Origin of the sequence: Rhodovibrio salinarum DSM 9154 (assembly GCF_000515255.1) — a bacterium.
GTDB lineage: Bacteria > Pseudomonadota > Alphaproteobacteria > Kiloniellales > Rhodovibrionaceae > Rhodovibrio > Rhodovibrio salinarum.
This window is the reverse complement of the sequence record NZ_KI911559.1, coordinates 2,925,636-2,943,563: the sequence shown is the minus strand read 5'-3', so window position 1 is coordinate 2,943,563 and position 17,928 is coordinate 2,925,636. Positions and strand designations below refer to the sequence as shown.

The 17,928-nt window shown below is 64.8% G+C and carries 17 protein-coding genes and 2 tRNA genes; all 19 read left to right on the top strand.

All coding sequences use genetic code 11. From position 1 onward, the window contains the following. The first annotated feature begins 43 nt into the window (after nucleotides 1–43). The 19 genes from RHOSA_RS0113645 (at nucleotide 44) to RHOSA_RS0113555 (ending at nucleotide 17,928) form a co-directional block, all read left to right on the top strand. Complete coding sequence (locus tag RHOSA_RS0113645) at nucleotides 44–316, top strand: HU family DNA-binding protein (protein WP_027289108.1); 273 nt, start codon at nucleotides 44–46, stop codon at nucleotides 314–316. A gap of 95 nt (nucleotides 317–411) precedes the next feature. Beyond that, nucleotides 412–486, top strand: a tRNA-Val gene (locus RHOSA_RS0113640). 201 nt (nucleotides 487–687) lie between these two features. After that, complete coding sequence (locus RHOSA_RS0113635; protein WP_027289107.1) at nucleotides 688–1,626, top strand: AEC family transporter; 939 nt, start codon at nucleotides 688–690, stop codon at nucleotides 1,624–1,626. A gap of 223 nt (nucleotides 1,627–1,849) precedes the next feature. Continuing rightward, nucleotides 1,850–1,926 (top strand) — tRNA-Asp (locus RHOSA_RS0113630). A 474-nt stretch (nucleotides 1,927–2,400) separates the two neighbouring features. Next, nucleotides 2,401–2,766, top strand: coding sequence for an NADH-quinone oxidoreductase subunit A (locus RHOSA_RS0113625; RefSeq protein WP_027289106.1), 366 nt, complete (start codon nucleotides 2,401–2,403; stop codon nucleotides 2,764–2,766). After that, entirely contained in the window at nucleotides 2,757–3,341 is a 585-nt protein-coding gene (locus RHOSA_RS0113620) for a NuoB/complex I 20 kDa subunit family protein (RefSeq protein WP_027289105.1), read from the top strand. The genes RHOSA_RS0113625 and RHOSA_RS0113620 overlap by 10 nt, the downstream gene beginning before the upstream one ends. Before the next feature lie 101 nt (nucleotides 3,342–3,442). Further along, entirely contained in the window at nucleotides 3,443–4,069 is a 627-nt protein-coding gene (locus tag RHOSA_RS0113615; RefSeq protein ID WP_027289104.1) for an NADH-quinone oxidoreductase subunit C, read from the top strand. Further along, the gene (locus tag RHOSA_RS0113610) at nucleotides 4,069–5,247 is read left to right on the top strand and encodes an NADH-quinone oxidoreductase subunit D (RefSeq protein ID WP_027289103.1); all 1,179 of its coding nucleotides are present in this window, start codon (nucleotides 4,069–4,071) and stop codon (nucleotides 5,245–5,247) included. The genes RHOSA_RS0113615 and RHOSA_RS0113610 overlap by 1 nt, the downstream gene beginning before the upstream one ends. Further along, entirely contained in the window at nucleotides 5,244–5,996 is a 753-nt protein-coding gene (locus RHOSA_RS22545) for a complex I 24 kDa subunit family protein (RefSeq protein WP_081728726.1), read from the top strand. Before RHOSA_RS0113610 ends, RHOSA_RS22545 begins: the two co-directional genes overlap by 4 nt. A 3-nt stretch (nucleotides 5,997–5,999) precedes the next feature. Next, on the top strand, nucleotides 6,000–7,307 hold the full coding sequence (gene nuoF, locus RHOSA_RS0113600) for an NADH-quinone oxidoreductase subunit NuoF (RefSeq protein ID WP_027289102.1): 1,308 nt from the start codon (nucleotides 6,000–6,002) through the stop codon (nucleotides 7,305–7,307). 10 nt (nucleotides 7,308–7,317) lie between these two features. Continuing rightward, nucleotides 7,318–9,381: an NADH-quinone oxidoreductase subunit NuoG gene (gene nuoG / locus RHOSA_RS0113595; RefSeq protein WP_027289101.1), complete on the top strand. Its 2,064-nt coding sequence runs from the start codon at nucleotides 7,318–7,320 to the stop codon at nucleotides 9,379–9,381. Continuing rightward, nucleotides 9,374–10,384: an NADH-quinone oxidoreductase subunit NuoH gene (nuoH, locus tag RHOSA_RS0113590; RefSeq protein WP_027289100.1), complete on the top strand. Its 1,011-nt coding sequence runs from the start codon at nucleotides 9,374–9,376 to the stop codon at nucleotides 10,382–10,384. The genes nuoG and nuoH overlap by 8 nt, the downstream gene beginning before the upstream one ends. A gap of 166 nt (nucleotides 10,385–10,550) precedes the next feature. After that, nucleotides 10,551–11,039 (top strand): NADH-quinone oxidoreductase subunit NuoI, encoded by a 489-nt coding sequence (gene nuoI / locus RHOSA_RS0113585; protein ID WP_027289099.1) that lies wholly within the window; start codon nucleotides 10,551–10,553, stop codon nucleotides 11,037–11,039. Between the two features lie 218 nt (nucleotides 11,040–11,257). Further along, nucleotides 11,258–11,872 (top strand): NADH-quinone oxidoreductase subunit J, encoded by a 615-nt coding sequence (locus RHOSA_RS0113580; RefSeq protein ID WP_027289098.1) that lies wholly within the window; start codon nucleotides 11,258–11,260, stop codon nucleotides 11,870–11,872. 2 nt (nucleotides 11,873–11,874) lie between these two features. Then, nucleotides 11,875–12,183: an NADH-quinone oxidoreductase subunit NuoK gene (gene nuoK / locus RHOSA_RS0113575; protein ID WP_027289097.1), complete on the top strand. Its 309-nt coding sequence runs from the start codon at nucleotides 11,875–11,877 to the stop codon at nucleotides 12,181–12,183. Nucleotides 12,184–12,190: 7 nt separating this feature from the next. Beyond that, a complete protein-coding gene (gene nuoL, locus RHOSA_RS0113570; RefSeq protein WP_027289096.1) occupies nucleotides 12,191–14,119 on the top strand; it encodes an NADH-quinone oxidoreductase subunit L in 1,929 nt (642 codons plus the stop codon). A 5-nt stretch (nucleotides 14,120–14,124) separates the two neighbouring features. Further along, complete coding sequence (locus RHOSA_RS0113565; protein ID WP_027289095.1) at nucleotides 14,125–15,654, top strand: NADH-quinone oxidoreductase subunit M; 1,530 nt, start codon at nucleotides 14,125–14,127, stop codon at nucleotides 15,652–15,654. 34 nt (nucleotides 15,655–15,688) lie between these two features. Next, nucleotides 15,689–17,143 (top strand): NADH-quinone oxidoreductase subunit NuoN, encoded by a 1,455-nt coding sequence (nuoN, locus tag RHOSA_RS0113560; RefSeq protein WP_027289094.1) that lies wholly within the window; start codon nucleotides 15,689–15,691, stop codon nucleotides 17,141–17,143. After that, complete coding sequence (locus RHOSA_RS0113555; protein ID WP_027289093.1) at nucleotides 17,140–17,928, top strand: biotin--[acetyl-CoA-carboxylase] ligase; 789 nt, start codon at nucleotides 17,140–17,142, stop codon at nucleotides 17,926–17,928. The genes nuoN and RHOSA_RS0113555 overlap by 4 nt, the downstream gene beginning before the upstream one ends.

Genomic DNA, 17,928 nt, shown 5'->3' with positions numbered 1-17,928 from the left:
AAACAGATGCCAGTACTTTACCCAATAGACTGGGGGGTTTGACGTGAACAAGAACGAGTTGATCGACGCCGTTGCCAAGAGGTCGGGGCTTTCCAAGGCTGATACGTCTAAAGCCGTCGATGGGGTATTCGAAGAGATCTCGAATTCTCTCAAGCAAGGGGATGAAGTTCGCCTGGTTGGCTTCGGCACCTTCTCCGTTGCGACCCGGGCGGCCTCCGAAGGCCGTAACCCGCGCACGGGTGAGCGCATCCAGATTCCGGCGACCAAGCAGCCGAAGTTCAAGGCCGGCAAAGGCTTGAAAGACGCGTTGAACTAAAGGCGCGTGGCGCTTTCGCCGAATTCGATCCGGCCGTCGCGGGCACGCGCCTTCGACGGCCGGTTCGTATTGCGGGCGTGCCGGCGTCTTCATAAGGGCGGTTAGCTCAGCGGAAGAGCGTCTGGTTTACACCCAGAAGGTCGCTGGTTCGACCCCAGCACCGCCCACCAAATATTCGCCAGTGTCGGTTAATAGGTCTGGGCCGCAACTCCGCGCCCCCAATCAGCGGCGGGTTTGCACGCGCTTCAGGGCGGCTATCGGCAAACGAGGGGCGACGAGTCGGCGCACGGGCGGCTAAAAGAGTGGCCGTCGTCCATCGCATATCCTAGCCGCGCCACGCGTGCGCGCGTCCATTTTCCCGGCGGGCCCCTATGTCCATTTTGCTCGACATCATTATCCCGGTGTTTGGCCTGGTCGGATTCGGCTATCTGGCAGGTCGGCTGGGGTTGTTTGATCAGGCGCGCGTGCGCGGCTTGAGTTCGTTCGCCTTCACTTTCGCGATTCCCGCGCTGCTGTTCCGGTCGATGGCGCAGATGGACCTGGCGGGCTCGGTCGCCTGGCCGTTTCTGCTGTCCTACTACATTGCCGCAGTGACGATGTTTGCGGTGGGGGCGGTGGCAAGCCGGCTGGTGTTTGCGCGCACCGTTGCGGAGTCGGGAATCGGCGGCTTGTGCAGCAGCTATTCCAACGCCGTACTGCTCGGCATCCCGTTGCTACTAACGGCCTTTGGCGAGCGGGCGAGCCTGCCGGCTTTCCTGATGGTGGCCTTCCACTCCGCCTTGATGTTCCCGCTGGTCACGGTGGTGATCGAGATTGGGCGTGGGCAGGGAGAGCGGCTGCGCGAGATCCCGATCGCAACGGCGCGTGGGTTGGTGCGCAACCCGATCCTGTGGGGATTAGGGATGGGCCTGCTTTGGAACGCCACGGGTTGGCCCTTGCCGGACACGCTGGAGTCGCTGCTTAAAACCCTGGGGCGGGCGGCTGTGCCGGTTGCGCTGTTTGCCATGGGCGCTTCGTTGGTCGGCTATCGCATGGGGCGGCTGCCGCTTGAGCCACTAACCCTGAGTGCGTTCAAGCTGATCGCCATGCCGGCACTCGTGTTCGTGTTGGGCAGCTACGTCTTCTCGCTCGATCCTCTATGGCTTGAAGTTGCGGTGGTTATGGCCGCCCTGCCAGCCGGGGTGAACGTCTACGTTCTGGGGCAGCAGTACGACGCCAACGGGGAGGGCGCGGCGGCGACCGTTCTTCTGTCCACCGCGTTGTCGTTGGTGACCGTTTCTGCCTTGCTGTTCCTCTTCCAGGTGCGCTGAGCCTCTGGGAACAAAAAAGCGTTTTCAGTGCTGGACAGCGGGTGGCGAGACGACTAGGTTCTGGCGCGCAGTCAGGCTGCTAACTTCCTCTGAATACGGTAAGAATCGGTGTTCTCTCCGATTCTTCCGTGGCTCTTCGAAGAGGCTGGGCCAGAGGATGTTTCATCTGCTTGACATGCGTGGAGCCGTCCAGTACACGACGGCTACCCCAGCGCGGGCTCGCGGGGGTGTAGCTCAGTAGGTTAGAGCGCTGGCCTGTCACGCCAGAGGTCGCGGGTTCGAGTCCCGTCACTCCCGCCATTTTCCGTTTTCTCGAAAGTTCCTGTTAGTCGAATCGCGGGCATGGTTCGCCACGCCTGCGAGTCGTGGTCCTGACGATGCTATCGGGTTCAGGAGTCGGCCCGTTAGCGGCTACATATCTGCTGTCGCGCACCACTTTCCGTATCCGGGCAATAGCGCTATATCGCGGGTCCAGTAGGACCGTGGCGCATGCGACACGATCGCCGTGAAAAGGCGCGGTTCGGTAAGAAATTGCCGGCTGGCGTCGTGGCAATGCCTGACGCGCTGACCGGATCGTGATAAGACGCGCGGCATTGCGCGCGCCGGGCTAGGCTGGCAAACCTTGCCCGCGCCCGGCTCCTGGCAGCGCGTGGCCGTGCGGAGATGCACGGCACGCACACGGCTTGGCGAGACGCCAGGCCGGAAAGAACGAACGCCGACTTCCAGTCCTGAACCCAAAGGGCGGAGGTCGGTTCACTGGCGAGGATCGTTGGCATGGAAAGCCTGCTGATCGAGTATCTGCCGATCCTGATCTTCTTCGGTATCGCCATCGGTCTGGCATTGGCGATGGTCGGGGCCAGCTATGTGGTCGCCCGCCAGAGCCCGGACCCGGAGAAGGATTCGGCCTACGAATGCGGCTTCGAGGCGTTCGACGACGCGCGCAGCCGCTTCGACGTGCGCTTCTATCTGGTCTCGATCCTGTTCATCATTTTCGACCTTGAGGTCGCCTTCCTGTTTCCCTGGGCGGTTTCGCTCAGCGAGATCGGGGTGTTTGGTTTCTGGTCGATGATGGTGTTCCTTGGGATCCTGACCGTCGGCTTCATCTACGAGTGGAAGAAAGGGGCGCTGGAATGGGAGTGAACCCGTCTCTCGCACGCGAGGGCGGCCCGCAAGCCCTCCAGCCGGGTGGCCGCGACGTCGCGGATCTCGACAAGAGCAAGCTGCTCGACAATCTGGGCGGCGAGCTGCAGGACAAGGGGTTCCTGGTGGCGCAGATGGACAAGCTGTCCGCCTGGGCACGCTCCGGTTCGATGTGGCCGATGACCTTCGGGTTGGCCTGCTGCGCGATCGAGATGATGCACGCCGGAGCCAGCCGCTACGATCTCGACCGCTTTGGCTCGGTGTTCATGGCAAGCCCGCGTCAGGCTGACGTGATGATCGTCGCCGGCACCGTCTGCAACAAGATGGCGCCCGCCTTGCGCAAGGTGTACGACCAGATGGCGGAGCCGCGCTACGTCATCTCCATGGGCTCCTGCGCCAACGGCGGCGGCTACTACCACTACTCCTACTCGGTCGTGCGTGGCTGCGACCGGATCATCCCGGTGGACATCTACGTCCCCGGCTGCCCCCCGACGGCAGAGGCGCTGCTTTATGGTGTGTTGCAGCTGCAGAAGAAGATCCGGCGCGAAGGACAGCTCGACCGAACCACGGCGTAACGCCGCGCCGCGCCCGAATGCCAGTTCCGCGCGTCGCCACCGCCTGGCAGTCGTTAGCGACCGGGCTGGGCTGAAGTTGGGGCGCGCCCAAAGAGGACGACATGGCCGACACGCAAGCGCTCAAAGACCTGGGCGAATACATCGCCAGCGCCTTGATGGACGAGGTGACCGAGACCGCGGTCGCGAACCAGCAACTGACCGTCTGGGTCACCCGGCCATCGATCGTGAAGGTGCTGTCCTTCCTGCGGGACGATCAAAACTGCCACTTCCGCCAGCTGGTCGACATCACCGCGATCGATCATCCCGAGCGTGACGAGCGGTTCGAGGTGGTCTATTCGCTGCTGTCGCTCAAGCACAATCAGCGCGTCCGAGTGAAACTCCCGGCCGGCGAAGAGACGCCGGTTGATAGTGTGACCGAGGTCTATTCCAACGCCGGCTGGTGCGAGCGCGAGGTCTGGGACCTGTATGGCGTGTTCTTCGCCAATCACCCGGACCTGCGCCGGATCGTGACCGACTACGGTTTCGAGGGGCATCCGCTGCGCAAGGACTTCCCGCTGACCGGCTTCGTCGAGGTGCGCTACGACGAGGACGAAAAGCGCGTCGTCTACGAACCCGTCAAGCTGACCCAGGAGTTCCGCAACTTCGACTTCATGAGCCCGTGGGAAGGCATGTTGCACCTGCCGGGCGACGAGAAGGCCGAAGGCCACGGTGAGGAGAACAAGGGCTGATGGCCGAGTCCCAGATCAAGCCACTGACGCTCAACTTCGGGCCGCAGCACCCGGCCGCGCACGGCGTGCTGCGCATGGTGCTGGAGATGGACGGCGAGGTGATCGAGCGGGTCGACCCGCACATCGGCCTGCTGCACCGCGGCACCGAAAAGCTGATCGAGTACAAGACCTACCTGCAGGCGGTGCACTATTTCGACCGCCTGGACTATGTCTCGCCGATGGCCCAGGAGCACGCCTACGCGCTCGCGGTCGAGGACCTGCTGGGGCTGGAGATTCCGCGCCGGGGTAAGTTCGTGCGCGTGCTCTACGCCGAGATCACGCGGGTTCTCAACCATCTGCTGAACATCTCGACTTACGCGCTCGACATCGGTGCGATCACGCCGTTCCTGTGGTTCTTCGAGGAGCGCGAAAAGCTGCTGGAGTTCTATGAGCGCGCCAGCGGGGCGCGGTTCCACGCCGGCTACTTCCGGCCTGGGGGCGTCGCGCGCGACATCCCGCCGGGGCTGGTCGACGACATCTACGAGTTCTGCAAGTACTTCGAGAAGGTGCTCGACGACGTCGAGGACCTGCTGACGGAAAACCGCATCTTCCGTCAGCGCTCCGTCGACATCGGCATCATGAGCCAGGAAGAGGCGCTCGACTGGGGCTATTCCGGGCCGGCGTTGCGCTCCACCGGTTTGCCGTGGGATCTGCGCAAGGCGCAGCCGTACGAGGTGTACGACGAGCTCGAGTTCGACGTGCCGGTAGGCAAGAACGGCGACTGCTTCGACCGCTATCTCATCCGCATGGAGGAGATGCGCCAGTCGGTCAGCCTGATGCGCCAGTGCCTGGACAAGATGCCCGAGGGACCGGTCAGGGCCGACGACCAGAAGGTGGTGCCGCCCAAGCGCGCCGAGATGAAGCGCTCGATGGAGGCGTTGATCCACCACTTCAAGCTGTACACCGAGGGCTACCACGTGCCGCCGGGAGAGACCTATCGCGCGGTCGAAGCGCCGAAGGGCGAGTTCGGCGTGTTCCTGGTCGCCGACGGCAGCAACCGGCCGTACAAGTGCCACATCCGCGCGCCCGGCTTCCACTTCCTGCAGTCGATGGACTATGTCTGCAACGGCCACATGCTGGCCGACAGCGTTGCCATTCTGGGTTCGCTCGACATCGTGTTCGGAGAGATCGACCGATGAGCCGCGTGACGACGCATCCCAAGGTCACCACCTTCCGCCCGCCCGAAACGGGCGGCTTCGCCTTCACCGAGGCGAGTTGGCAGGAGGCCGAGTTCGCGCTCGCGAAGTATCCGCCGGATCATAAGGCGAGCGCGGTGATGCCGCTGCTGTGGATCGCCCAACGGCAAAACGAGGGGCACCTGAGCAAGGGCGCGATCGAGTATGTCGCGCAGATTCTGGAAATGGCGCCGATCCGCGTGCACGAGATCGCGTCGTTCTACACGATGTACAACCTGGAGAAGCCCGGGAAGTACCAACTGCAGATCTGCCGCACGACGCCCTGTATGCTGCGCGGCGCCGACGACATTCTCTCCACGGTGAAGGCCAAGCTCGGCATCGGCGACGGCGAGGTCACGGAGGACGGCATGTTCTCCCTGATGGAGGTCGAGTGCCTGGGCGCCTGCTGCAATGCGCCGATGATGCAGGTGAACAACGAGGAATACTTCGAGGACCTCACCCCGGAGATCGTCGAACGGTTGATCGACGATTGGCGCGCCGGCAAGACGCCGACGCGCGGCTCGCAGAAAGGCCGCAAGGGCTCGGAGCCGGAAAGCGGGTTGACCACGCTGAAGGACGTCAAGGAGTACGGCGTGGCCGACGGTCCCTATGCCAATGGCGAGTTTGTTCCGGCCGAGGTCCAGAATGCGCGCGCCGAGGCCGCGCAGGCGGGGAACGAGGCGGGTAACTCGTCTGAGAAGGGGAGCAGCTAAAGCATGCTGCAGGACAAGGACCGCATCTTTACCAACCTGTACGGCCAGTACGACTGGAAGCTGGCCGGCGCCAAGAAGCGCGGCGTGTGGATGGGCACCGGTGACATGCTCGCCATGGGCCGCGACACGCTGCTGCAGAAGGTCAAGGACTCCGAACTGCGCGGGCGCGGCGGTGCCGGCTTCCCGGCCGGCATGAAGTGGTCGTTCATGCCCAAGGACGATCCGCGGCCCAGCTATCTTGTGGTCAACGCCGACGAATCCGAGCCCGGCACCTGCAAGGACCGGGAGATCATGCGCTACGACCCGCACCGCCTGCTCGAGGGGTGTGTGGTCGCCGGCTTCGCCATGGGCGCGCGCGCGGCTTACATCTACATCCGCGGCGAGTTCTGGCTTGAAGCCAATCATCTGGAAGAAGCCGTCCAGGAGGCCTATGACGCGGGCCTGATCGGCGACAATACTTGCGGCTCCGGTTACGCCTTCGACATCTACGTCCATCGCGGCGCAGGCGCCTACATCTGCGGCGAGGAGACGGCGCTGCTGGAAAGCCTGGAAGGCAAAAAGGGCATGCCGCGCCTGAAGCCGCCGTTCCCGGCGCAGGTCGGGATCTATGGCTGTCCGACGACGGTCAACAACGTCGAGACCATCGCGGTCGCCCCGGAGATCCTGCGTCGCGGCGTGGAGTGGTGGACCGGGATCGGCCGGCCGAAGAATACGGGGACCAAGGTCTTCTGCATCTCCGGCCATGTGAACCAGCCGTGCAATGTCGAGGAATCCATGAGCATTCCGCTCAAGGATCTGATCGAAAAGCACGCCGGGGGCGTGCGCGGCGGCTGGGAAAACCTGCAGGCGGTGATTCCGGGCGGCTCGTCGGTGCCGCTGATCCCCAAGTCGATCGCCGACAACCAGTTGATGGACTTCGACGCGCTGAAGGATTCGCGCACGGGCCTCGGCACGGCGGCGGTGATTGTGATCGACAAGTCCGCCGACATCATCGACGCAATCTGCCGGATTTCCCTGTTCTACAAGCACGAAAGCTGCGGCCAGTGCACGCCCTGCCGGGAGGGCACCGGCTGGATGTGGCGGGTGATGACCCGGATGGTGCAGGGCCGGGCCGAGATCGACGAGATCGACAAGCTCTGGGACGTCAGCAAGGAAGTCGAGGGCCACACCATTTGCGCCCTGGGCGATGCGGCTGCCTGGCCGATCCAGGGGCTGCTCCGCCACTTCCGGCCCGAACTGGAAGACCGGATCGTCGAATACAAGCGCAAGCACGGCAAGCGGGCCAGCAGCATGGCCACCGCCGCGGAGTAAGGACCACGTCATGCCTACCCTGGAGATAGACGGCAAGGAAGTGACGGTCCCGCAGGGCGTCAACGTCCTGCAGGCCTGCGAGATCGCTGGCCAGGAGATCCCGCGCTTCTGCTACCACGAGCGCCTGTCGATCGCCGGCAACTGCCGGATGTGCCTGGTGGAAATGGAGCGCTCGCCGAAGCCGATCGCGTCCTGCCATATGCCGGCGCAAGACGGCATGAAGATCTGGACCGATACCGAGATGGTCCGGAAGGCCCGGCGCGGGGTCATGGAATTCCTGCTGATCAACCACCCGCTGGATTGCCCGATCTGCGATCAGGGCGGTGAGTGCGATCTGCAGGACCAGGCGATGGCCTACGGCTTCGACCGCTCGCGCTTCGAGGAGAACAAGCGCGCGGTGCCGGAGAAGGAGATGGGTCCGCTGATCAAGACGATCATGACCCGCTGCATCCACTGTACCCGCTGCATCCGTTTCGCCGCCGAGGTGGCGGGCGTCGAGGAGATCGGCGCGATCGGGCGCGGCGAGCACATGGAGATCAGTACGCTGGAGCGCGCGATCAACAGCGAACTCTCCGGCAATCTGGTCGACATCTGCCCGGTCGGTGCGCTGACCTCGCGCCCCTACGCCTTCTCCGCCCGGCCGTGGGAGCTGCGCAAGACACCGTCGATCGACGTCATGGACGCGGTCGGCTCCAACATCCGCGTCGACACTCGCGGGCGTGACGTGATGCGCGTGCTGCCGCGCCTGCACGAGGACGTCAACGAGGAGTGGATCGACGACAAGACGCGCCACGCTTGCGACGGCCTGCGCCGGCAGCGCCTCGACCGGCCGTTTGTGCGCAACAAGAAAGGCCGTCTGGAAGAGGCGAGTTGGGACGAGGCGTTCACCGCGATCGCCAAGCACCTGAAAAACAAGAAGGGTGAGCAGATCGCCGCGATCGCGGGCGATCAGTGCGACGCCGAGAGCCTGTTGGCGCTGCGCGACTTCATGGGCACCTTGGGCTCGCCCAACATCGACTGCCGGCAGGACGGTGCCAAGGTCGGCGACGGGGCACGCTCTGGCTACCTGTTCAACACCACGATCGCCGGGATCGAGGAGGCGGACGCCTGCCTGCTGGTCGGCACCAACCCGCGGCGTGAGGCGGCGATGGTCAACGCCCGCCTGCGCAAGCGCTTCCTGAAGGGCGGCTTCAAGGTTGGCGTGGTCGGCGAGCAGATGGACCTGACCTATGAGACCGAGTATCTCGGGGCGGGGCCGGAGACGCTGCAGCAGGTCGCAGACGGCAAGCACCCGTTTGCGGAGACGCTGAAGAACGCCGAAAAGCCGATGATCGTGCTGGGGCAGGGCGCGTTGGCGCGTGAGGATGGCGCGGCCGTGCTCGCGCTTGGCCGCGAGATCGCCGAGAACTTCGGCATGGTCCAGGACGAGTGGAACGGTTTCAACGTCCTGCACACCGCGGCCTCGCGGGTCGCCGGGCTCGATCTCGGTCTGGTTCCCGGCAAGGGCGGCCGCGACGTCGAGGGTATCCTGGCGGGCGTCGAGCAGGGCGAGGTCGAGACCGTCTACCTGCTGGCCGCCGACGAGCTGGATACCAGCCGGCTGGACAAGGCGTTCGTCATCTACCAGGGCCATCACGGCGATGCCGGCGCGCACGCGGCCGATGTGATCCTGCCGGGGGCGGCCTACACGGAGAAGAACGGCACCTACGTCAACACCGAAGGGCGCGTGCAGCTCGGCCGTCTGGCGGCATTCCCGCCCGGGGAAGCGCGCGACGACTGGTCGATCCTACGCGCACTGTCGGCCTACACCGGCAAGACGCTGCCCTATGACAACCTGGGTCAGGTGCGCCAGAAACTGATCGAAACGGCGGATACCTTCGCCCGGATCGACCAGTTGGCGCCGGCCAAGTGGGGGACGTTCGGCAAGAGCGGTAAGCTCGGCGGCGAGCCCTTCCGTTCTCCGGTCGCGAACTTCTACATGACCGACCCGATCAGCCGGAACTCCGAGACGATGGCGCGCTGCACGGAAGCGTTCATCCTGCCGAAACGCGAAGCGACGGGCACTCATGGCTGACCTCTGGACAGGCTATCTCTGGCCGGCGATCTACATCGTTCTGCAGATCGTCGCGATTCTGGTACCGCTGCTGATCGCAGTGGCCTATCTGACCTACGCGGAGCGTAAGGTGATCGCCGGCATGCAGCTGCGCCGCGGTCCCAACGTGGTGGGCCCGTTCGGGCTGCTGCAGCCGCTCGCCGACGGCGTCAAGCTGCTGTTCAAGGAAACCATCCTCCCGGCCGGCTCGAACCGCGTGGTGTTCGTGCTGGCGCCGATGGTGACCTTCGTGCTGGCCCTGGTCGCCTGGGCGGTGATTCCCTTCGGGCCGAACCAAGTGATCGCCGACATCAACGTCGGCGTGCTCTATCTCCTCGCGGTTTCGTCGCTCGGCGTCTACGGCATCATCATGGCCGGCTGGGCGTCGAACTCGAAGTATCCGTTCCTGGGCGCTTGCCGATCGGCCGCGCAGATGGTGTCCTACGAAGTCTCGATGGGCTTCGTCATCGTCTCGGTCGTGCTGTGCGCGGGGACGCTGAACCTGACGGAGATCGTGGAGGCGCAGCAGAACCTCTGGTTCGCCATCCCGCTGCTGCCGATGTTCGTGATCTTCTTCATCTCGATCCTGGCAGAGACGAACCGCACGCCCTTCGACCTGCCGGAAGGCGAATCGGAGCTCGTCGCCGGGTACTTCGTCGAGTACTCCTCGATGACCTTCGCCCTGTTCTTCCTGGGCGAATACGCGAACATGATCCTGCTGTCGGCGATCACCTCCGTCCTGTTCCTGGGCGGCTGGATGCCGCCGCTGTGGATACCGCCATTCACCTGGGTGCCGGGCGAGATCTGGCTGGCGCTGAAGATCGCCGCGGTCTTGTTCGTGTTCATCTGGGTGCGCGCGACGCTGCCGCGCTATCGCTACGACCAGCTGATGCGGCTGGGCTGGAAGGTGTTCCTACCGGTATCGCTCGGCTGGGTCGTGCTGACCGCTGGCGTGCTGGTCACCTTCGACCTGCTGCCGCAGTAATCCCGGCCTGCCTGCGCCGCTCGGCGATCGCCGGGCGCACAGGCAGACGCCCCCTTGCACGGGCGGGCCGCCTGACTATGGTAGGCGCCGCCGCGTCCCCCGTTCGGAACCGCGCTTGGAGGCGCACCGCACGGCGGCGAGGCCAACTGACGAGGTTGAAGACGCTATGGCAACCCTCGACCGGTTCGCGCGATCCTGGCTCCTGTGGGAGCTGCTCTCGGGCCTGAGCAAGACCTTCGGGTACCTGTTCAAGCCCAAGACCACGCTGAACTACCCTTACGAGAAGGGCGTGATCAGCCCGCGCTTCCGCGGCGAGCACGCGCTCCGGCGCTACCCGAACGGCGAAGAGCGCTGTATCGCCTGCAAGCTGTGCGAGGCGATCTGCCCGGCGCTCGCCATCACCATCGAAGCCGAACCGCGCGAGGACGGCAGCCGCCGCACGACGCGCTACGACATCGACATGACGAAGTGCATCTACTGCGGGCTGTGCGAGGAAGCCTGCCCGGTGGATGCGATCGTCGAAGGACCGAACTTCGAGTTCGCCGCGGAGACCCGCGAGGAGCTGTTTTACAATAAAGAGAAACTGCTCCAGAACGGCGACCGCTGGGAACAGGAGATCGCCCAGCGTTTGACGCTGGATGCGCCCTACCGCTGATCCGGAAGGGCCGAACGACGCCGCGCCGGCCCGCTAGGGCCGGCGCAGACGTATCCGGGCCGGTGCGCCGCGTGCGCGTTTGCGGCTTGCAGGGGGCTCCGGAAACGTCGATCCGCCTCGAACGCGTGACGGTCAGGGGCCGCACGCGCTAGAAGACACCGTCACCGACGGGGGCCGCTCCGGCTCCCGGCACAGAGACTCGGTTCAGAGATTCGCTCATGGTCATTCAGGCGCTCTGCTTCTACCTCTTCTCGGCGGTCGCCATCGCCTCGGCGGTGATGGTGATCTCGTCGCGCAACCCGGTGCATTCGGTGCTCTTCCTGATCCTGGCGTTCTTCAACGCCGCCGGGCTGTTCGTCCTGATGGGCGCCGAGTTCCTGGGGATGCTGCTGGTCGTGGTCTACCTCGGTGCGGTGACGGTGCTGTTCCTATTCGTCGTGATGATGCTGAACATCAACGTCGCCGAAATGCGCCAGGGCTTCCTGCAGTACCTGCCGATCGGCGGGTTGGTTGGCCTCGTGCTGCTGGTCGAGTTGCTCATGGTGTTGGGCGGTTGGGCGATCTCGCCCGAAGCCGCGCAGGTCGCGCAGGTTCCGACCCCGCCGCCGGAGCAGGTGTCGAACACCGCTGCGCTCGGCCAAGTGCTGTACACCAAGTACGTCTACCTGTTTCAGGCCGCAGGCCTCGTGCTGCTGGTCGCGATGGTTGGCGCGATCGTGCTGACCTTGCGGACGCGTACGGGCGTGCTCCGGCAGAACCTGCGCGAGCAGTCCTTCCGCACAGTCGACGAATCGGTGGAAGTCAAGAAGGTCCAGTCGGGGAGCGGCGTCTAATGCTGGAGATCGGTCTGTCGCATTACCTCAGCGTGGCGGCGATCCTGTTCACGTTGGGGATCTTCGGGATCTTCCTGAACCGCAAGAACGTGATCGTCATTCTGATGTCGATCGAGCTGATGCTGCTGGCGGTGAACATCAATCTGGTCGCTTTTTCGACCCATCTGAACGATCTGGTCGGACAGGTGTTCGCGATGTTCGTGCTCACCGTGGCGGCCGCCGAGGCGGCGATCGGCTTGGCGATCCTGGTGATCTACTTCCGCAACCGCGGCTCGATCGCGGTGGAAGACATCAACATGATGAAGGGCTAGGGCAGCCATGGAGGTCGTCGCCGTCTTCCTGCCGCTGATCGGGGCCATCCTCGCCGGTTTGTTCGCCCGCCAATTGGGCGACCGCGGGGCCCAGATCGCGACCATCGCACCCATGCTGCTGTCGGCGCTGCTGGCCATCATCGTGTTCTTCGACGTCGCGGTCGCTGGCAATGTGCGCACGACGGAGCTGTTCACCTGGATCGATTCCGGCAGCTTCGAGCTCAGTTGGGCGCTGCGCATGGACACGTTGAGCGCGGTCATGCTGGCGGTCGTCACCGTCGTCTCGGCGATGGTGCACATCTATTCCGTCGGCTACATGGAGCACGACCCCTCCAAGCCGCGCTTCTTCAGCTACCTGTCGCTGTTCACCTTCTTCATGCTGATGCTGGCGACGGCGGACAACTTCGTGCAGCTGTTCTTCGGCTGGGAAGGTGTCGGTGTCGCCTCCTACCTGTTGATCGGGTTCTGGTACGACCGGCCGAGCGCCAATGCCGCGGCGATCAAGGCTTTCCTGGTGAACCGCATCGGCGACGTTGGCTTCGCGCTCGGCATCGCGGCGGTGTTCTTCCTGACCGGCGCGGTGACCTTCGACGGCGCGTTCGCGGCCGCTCCAGACTTGGCGGACAGCACCTTCACCTTCCTCGGCATGGATGCGAGCGCGCTGGACGTCGTCGGCATCCTGCTGTTCATCGGCGCGATGGGGAAATCGGCTCAGCTCGGCCTTCACACCTGGCTGCCGGACGCGATGGAGGGCCCGACCCCGGTTTCCGCGCTGATCCACGCCGCCACGATGGTGACGGCGGGCATCTTCATGCTCTGCCGGGTCTCCCCGATCCTGGAGTACGCGCCGGTGGCGCTGACGCTGATCACGGTGGTTGGCGCGGCCACGGCGTTCTTCGCTGCGACGATCGGCATGGCGCAGAACGACATCAAGCGGGTGATCGCCTACTCCACCTGCTCGCAGCTCGGCTACATGATGTTCGCGATCGGCGTGTCGGCTTACGGGGCGGCGATCTTCCACCTGATGACGCACGCCTTCTTCAAGGCGCTGCTGTTCCTCGGCGCGGGCTCGGTGATCCACGCCATGCACGAGGAACAGGACATGCGGAAGATGGGTGGCATCTGGCGCGTGATTCCCTACACCTATGCGATGATGTGGATCGGCAGCCTGGCGCTCGCCGGCCTGCCGCCGTTCGCCGGGTACTTCTCCAAGGACATCGTGCTGGAGGCCGCCTGGGCGGCGCACGGCGGGGCCGGGCAGTTCGCCTTCTGGATGGGCATCCTGGCCGCCTTCATGACCGCCTTCTACTCCTGGCGGCTGCTGTTCATGACCTTCCACGGCAAGAGCCGCGCGCCGAAGAAGGTGCTCGACCACGCCCACGAGAGCCCATGGGTCATGCTGGGGCCGCTGGTCGTGCTCTCGGTCGGCGCGGTGCTGGCCGGCTGGCTGGGCTACGAGGCGTTCGTCGGCGACGGTCGCATGGCGTTCTGGGGCGCGAGCATCGTTCAGGGCGAGCACGACGTGATCCACGAGGCGCACCATGTGCCGCTGTGGGTTAAGCTCCTGCCGCTCCTGATGGGGCTCTCCGGCATCGGGCTCGCCTACCTGATGTACATCGCCAAGCCCGACCTGCCGGGCCGTCTGGTCAGTGCGATCAGGCCGGTGTGGCTGTTCGTCTACAACAAGTGGTACTTCGACGAACTGTACAACTTCCTGTTCGTGCGCCCGGCGGGCGTGCTCGGCAACGTCTTCTGGAAGAGCGGTGACGGCGCGGTGATCGACGGCTACGGGCCGGACGGCATCTCCGCGCTGACCAGCCGCTTGTCCCGGCGGACCAGCCGGCTGCAGACCGGCTATCTCTACCACTACGCGTTCGTGATGCTCGCGGGCGTCGTGGTGTTCGTCACCTGGTATCTCGTCACGCAGATCGGATAAGCGCGATGCACGGCTGGCCACTGCTCTCGCTCGTCACGTTTTTGCCGCTGGTGGGCGCGGGCTTCATCCTGATGATCCGCGGCGAACCGGACGTGATCGCGCGCAACGCCCGCTATGTGGCGCTGTGGACTTCGCTGATCACCTTCGTACTGTCGCTGTTCGTCTGGTTCGGGTTCGATCGCGGCACCGCGGCCTTCCAGTTCGTGGAAGAGGCGCCCTGGATCCCGCAATTCGGGATCACCTATCACATGGGCGTGGACGGCATCTCGATGATGTTCGTCCTCTTGTCGACGCTGCTCACCCCGATCTGCGTGCTGGCGTCGTGGGACGCCATCCAGCAGCGGGTGAAGGAGTACATGATCGCCTTCCTCGTGCTGGAAACGCTGATGGTCGGGATGTTCTGCGCACTCGACCTGGTGCTGTTCTACATGTTCTTCGAGGGCGTCCTGATCCCGATGTTCCTGATCATCGGTGTCTGGGGCGGCCCGCGGCGCGTCTACTCGGCGTTCAAGTTCTTCCTGTTCACGCTCGCCGGCTCGGTGTTGATGCTGCTGGCGATCCTGGCGATCTACTTCCAGACCGGCACGACCGACATCCCGACCTTGCTGGCCGGCGCCGGCATCTCGCCGGAGATGCAGTTCTGGCTGTGGCTTGCCTTCTTCGCCTCGTTTGCGGTGAAGGTGCCGATGTGGCCGGTGCATACTTGGTTGCCGGACGCCCACGTCGAGGCGCCGACGGCCGGGTCGGTGATCCTGGCGGGCGTGCTCCTGAAGATGGGCGCTTATGGGTTCCTGCGCTTCTCGGTGCCGATGCTGCCCGAGGCGACCGCGCTGTTCGCGCCGCTGATCTTCGCGCTGTCGGTGGTGGCGATCATCTACACCTCCCTGGTCGCGCTGGCGCAGGAGGACATGAAGAAGCTGATCGCCTACTCCTCGGTGGCGCACATGGGTTACGTCACCGCCGGCATCTTCACCCTGACGCAGCAGGGCATGGAGGGCGCGATCTTCCAGATGCTCTCGCACGGCGTCGTCTCGGCCGCGCTGTTCCTGATCGTTGGCGTGATCTACGACCGCATCCACACGCGCCGGATCGACGCTTACGGCGGGCTGGTGCACCGGATGCCGAACTACGCCCTGCTGTTCATGCTGTTCATGCTGGCCAGCGTCGGTCTGCCGGGAACCAGCGGCTTCATCGGCGAGTTCCTGGTGATCGTCGGAGCCTTCCAGGTGAACACCTGGGTCGGGTTGCTGGTCGCCACCGGCATGGTGCTGGGCGCGGCTTACATGCTGGTGCTCTACCGCCGGGTGATCTTCGGCAAGCTGACCAAGGAGAAGCTGATGAAGATCACGGACCTGAGCTGGCGGGAGAAGGCGGTGTTCGCGCCCCTGGCCGTGCTGGTGCTGTGGATGGGCATCTATCCGGTCAGCTTCCTGGACGTGATGGCGCCCAGCGTCGAAAACCTGATCTCGAACTATCAACAGGCCCTGGCGGACGCCGATACCCCGAGCCTGGCCACCCTCTGGTCCGGCAACTGACGGTCCGCATCGCGGCGAGAGGCATAACGCGCACATGACCTACGATCTGGCCACGATCGCTCCGGAGCTGTTTCTGCTGCTAAGCGCCATCGCGCTTTTGATGGTGGGCGTCTTCCGGCAGGGCAACCCGACCGGGGTGGTGCTGTCGCTGGCGGCGTTGGCGACCGTGATCACCTTCGCGCTGGTCTGGACCCAGCCAAGCGCCCGCGAGTTGGCGTTCGGCGGGCTGTTCGTGCGCGACGGCTTCGGCAACTTCATGAAGGGGCTGATCCTGGTCGGTTCGACGGTCAGCCTGATCATGGCGTGGCGGTTCATCGAACGGGAGAATATGGCCCGTTTCGAGTTCCCCGTGCTGATGCTGTTCGCCACCGTCGGCATGATGATGATGGTGTCGGCGAACGACCTGATCAGCCTCTACATCGGCCTGGAACTGCAGAGCCTGAGCCTCTACGTCATCGCCGCGTTCCGGCGCGATACGCTGCGTTCCACCGAGTCCGGCCTGAAGTACTTCGTCCTGGGGGCGCTGTCCTCGGGTATGCTGCTCTACGGCAGCTCGCTGGTGTACGGCTTCGCCGGCACGACCAACTTCGTCACCCTGGCGGAGATTCTGCAGCAGGCCGCGCAGGCGGGCGAGGTGCCGTCGATCGGCCTGATCGTGGGCGTCGTATTCATCATGGCCGGCTTGGCGTTCAAGGTCGGCGGCGTGCCGTTCCACATGTGGACGCCGGACGTCTACGAGGGCGCGCCTACCCCGGTCACCGCGTTCTTCGCCAGTGCGCCCAAGATCGCCGCGATGGCGCTGTTCGTCCGCGTCCTGATGGGGCCGTTCGCCGATCTGGTGGCACAGTGGCAGCAGGTCGTGGTCGCGATCTCGCTATTGTCGATGGTGTTGGGCGCGCTGGCGGCGATCAGCCAGACCAACATCAAGCGCCTGATGGCCTATTCCTCGATCGGTCACGTCGGCTACGCGCTGATCGGTCTGGCATCCGGGACCGAGGCCGGGGTGCGTGGTCTGGCGATCTACCTGGCGATCTACCTGTTCATGAACCTTGGCACCTTCGCGGTGATTCTGTGCATGCGCCAGAAGGACCGGATGGTGGAGAACATCGACGATCTGCGCGGCCTTTCCCGGACGCATCCGATGATGGCGCTGGCCATGGGCATCTTCATGTTCTCCATGGCGGGTATCCCGCCGCTGGCCGGCTTCTTCTCCAAGCTGTACGTCTTCCTCGCGGCGATCGAGGCGGAGCTGTACACGCTTGCGGTGGTCGGCGTGCTGTCCAGCGTGATCGGCGCGTTCTACTATCTGCGGATCGTCAAGCTGATGTACTTCGATGAGCCGGCGGAGAGCTTCGATCAGCCGTTCGGCCGGGAGATGAGCCTGATTATGGGCGCCTCGGGCGTGATTACCTTGCTGTTCTTCGTCTTCCCGTCGCCGATCGTCGCCGGAGCCGAGGCGGCGGCATCGTCCCTCCTGGCGGCTGGATGAACGAGGCGTCGCGCACGCTCAAACTCCCGCCGGCCTACCGGCTGCGCGCTTACGACGCGCTGTCCAGCACGAATGACGAGGCGCGCCGTCTGGTGCTCGAAGAGGCGGCCGAGGACGGCACGCTCGTCTGGGGGCTGGAGCAAACCGCTGGGCGTGGCCGACGGGGACGCAGTTGGAGTAGCCCGCGCGGCAACCTCTACCTCACCGCTATCCTGCGCCCCGATTGCGCCGTCGCAGAGGCCGCGCAACTTGGCTTCGCCGCCGCGCTCGCGCTGGTTGACGCGCTGGGTCACCTGATGCCGCCTTTGACCGAGGTGCGGCTGAAGTGGCCGAACGACGTGCTGGTGAACGATCGGAAAGTCGCCGGCATCCTGCTGGAAACGGTGATCGGGGCCGACGGCAGCTTTCAGGCCTTGCTCCTTGGCGTGGGCGTCAACGTTGCGGACGCACCGGACGAGACGGCCTTTCCCGCGACCGCGCTGCACTGGGAAGGCAGCGGACACGGGGTTGCCGTCGAGGATCTTCTGGCGCCGTGGGCGAAGCATTTCCTGGCTTGGGTCAACCGCTGGCTGGACGATGGTTTCGCCCCGCTGCGCCGGCAGTGGCTGACCTATGCCCACCAGCCGGGCCAGCCCCTGCGCGTGCGCCTGCCGAACCGGGAGGTTCATGGCACGTTCCAGGACATGGACGAAACGGGCGCGTTGCTCATCGATACTGCCGGAGGGCGGGAGCGCTTGAGCGTTGGCGACGTCTTCTTCGCCGCGCCCGAAGGCGCGCAGGGGTAG

Coding starts and splice junctions, on each gene's coding strand:
- RHOSA_RS0113635 (WP_027289107.1), top strand. CDS start 688: ATGTCCATTTTGCTCGACATCATTATCCCGGTGTTTGGCCTGGTCGGA.
- RHOSA_RS0113625 (WP_027289106.1), top strand. CDS start 2,401: ATGGAAAGCCTGCTGATCGAGTATCTGCCGATCCTGATCTTCTTCGGT.
- RHOSA_RS0113620 (WP_027289105.1), top strand. CDS start 2,757: ATGGGAGTGAACCCGTCTCTCGCACGCGAGGGCGGCCCGCAAGCCCTC.
- RHOSA_RS0113615 (WP_027289104.1), top strand. CDS start 3,443: ATGGCCGACACGCAAGCGCTCAAAGACCTGGGCGAATACATCGCCAGC.
- RHOSA_RS0113610 (WP_027289103.1), top strand. CDS start 4,069: ATGGCCGAGTCCCAGATCAAGCCACTGACGCTCAACTTCGGGCCGCAG.
- RHOSA_RS22545 (WP_081728726.1), top strand. CDS start 5,244: ATGAGCCGCGTGACGACGCATCCCAAGGTCACCACCTTCCGCCCGCCC.
- nuoF (WP_027289102.1), top strand. CDS start 6,000: ATGCTGCAGGACAAGGACCGCATCTTTACCAACCTGTACGGCCAGTAC.
- nuoG (WP_027289101.1), top strand. CDS start 7,318: ATGCCTACCCTGGAGATAGACGGCAAGGAAGTGACGGTCCCGCAGGGC.
- nuoH (WP_027289100.1), top strand. CDS start 9,374: ATGGCTGACCTCTGGACAGGCTATCTCTGGCCGGCGATCTACATCGTT.
- nuoI (WP_027289099.1), top strand. CDS start 10,551: ATGGCAACCCTCGACCGGTTCGCGCGATCCTGGCTCCTGTGGGAGCTG.
- RHOSA_RS0113580 (WP_027289098.1), top strand. CDS start 11,258: ATGGTCATTCAGGCGCTCTGCTTCTACCTCTTCTCGGCGGTCGCCATC.
- nuoL (WP_027289096.1), top strand. CDS start 12,191: ATGGAGGTCGTCGCCGTCTTCCTGCCGCTGATCGGGGCCATCCTCGCC.
- RHOSA_RS0113565 (WP_027289095.1), top strand. CDS start 14,125: ATGCACGGCTGGCCACTGCTCTCGCTCGTCACGTTTTTGCCGCTGGTG.
- nuoN (WP_027289094.1), top strand. CDS start 15,689: ATGACCTACGATCTGGCCACGATCGCTCCGGAGCTGTTTCTGCTGCTA.
- RHOSA_RS0113555 (WP_027289093.1), top strand. CDS start 17,140: ATGAACGAGGCGTCGCGCACGCTCAAACTCCCGCCGGCCTACCGGCTG.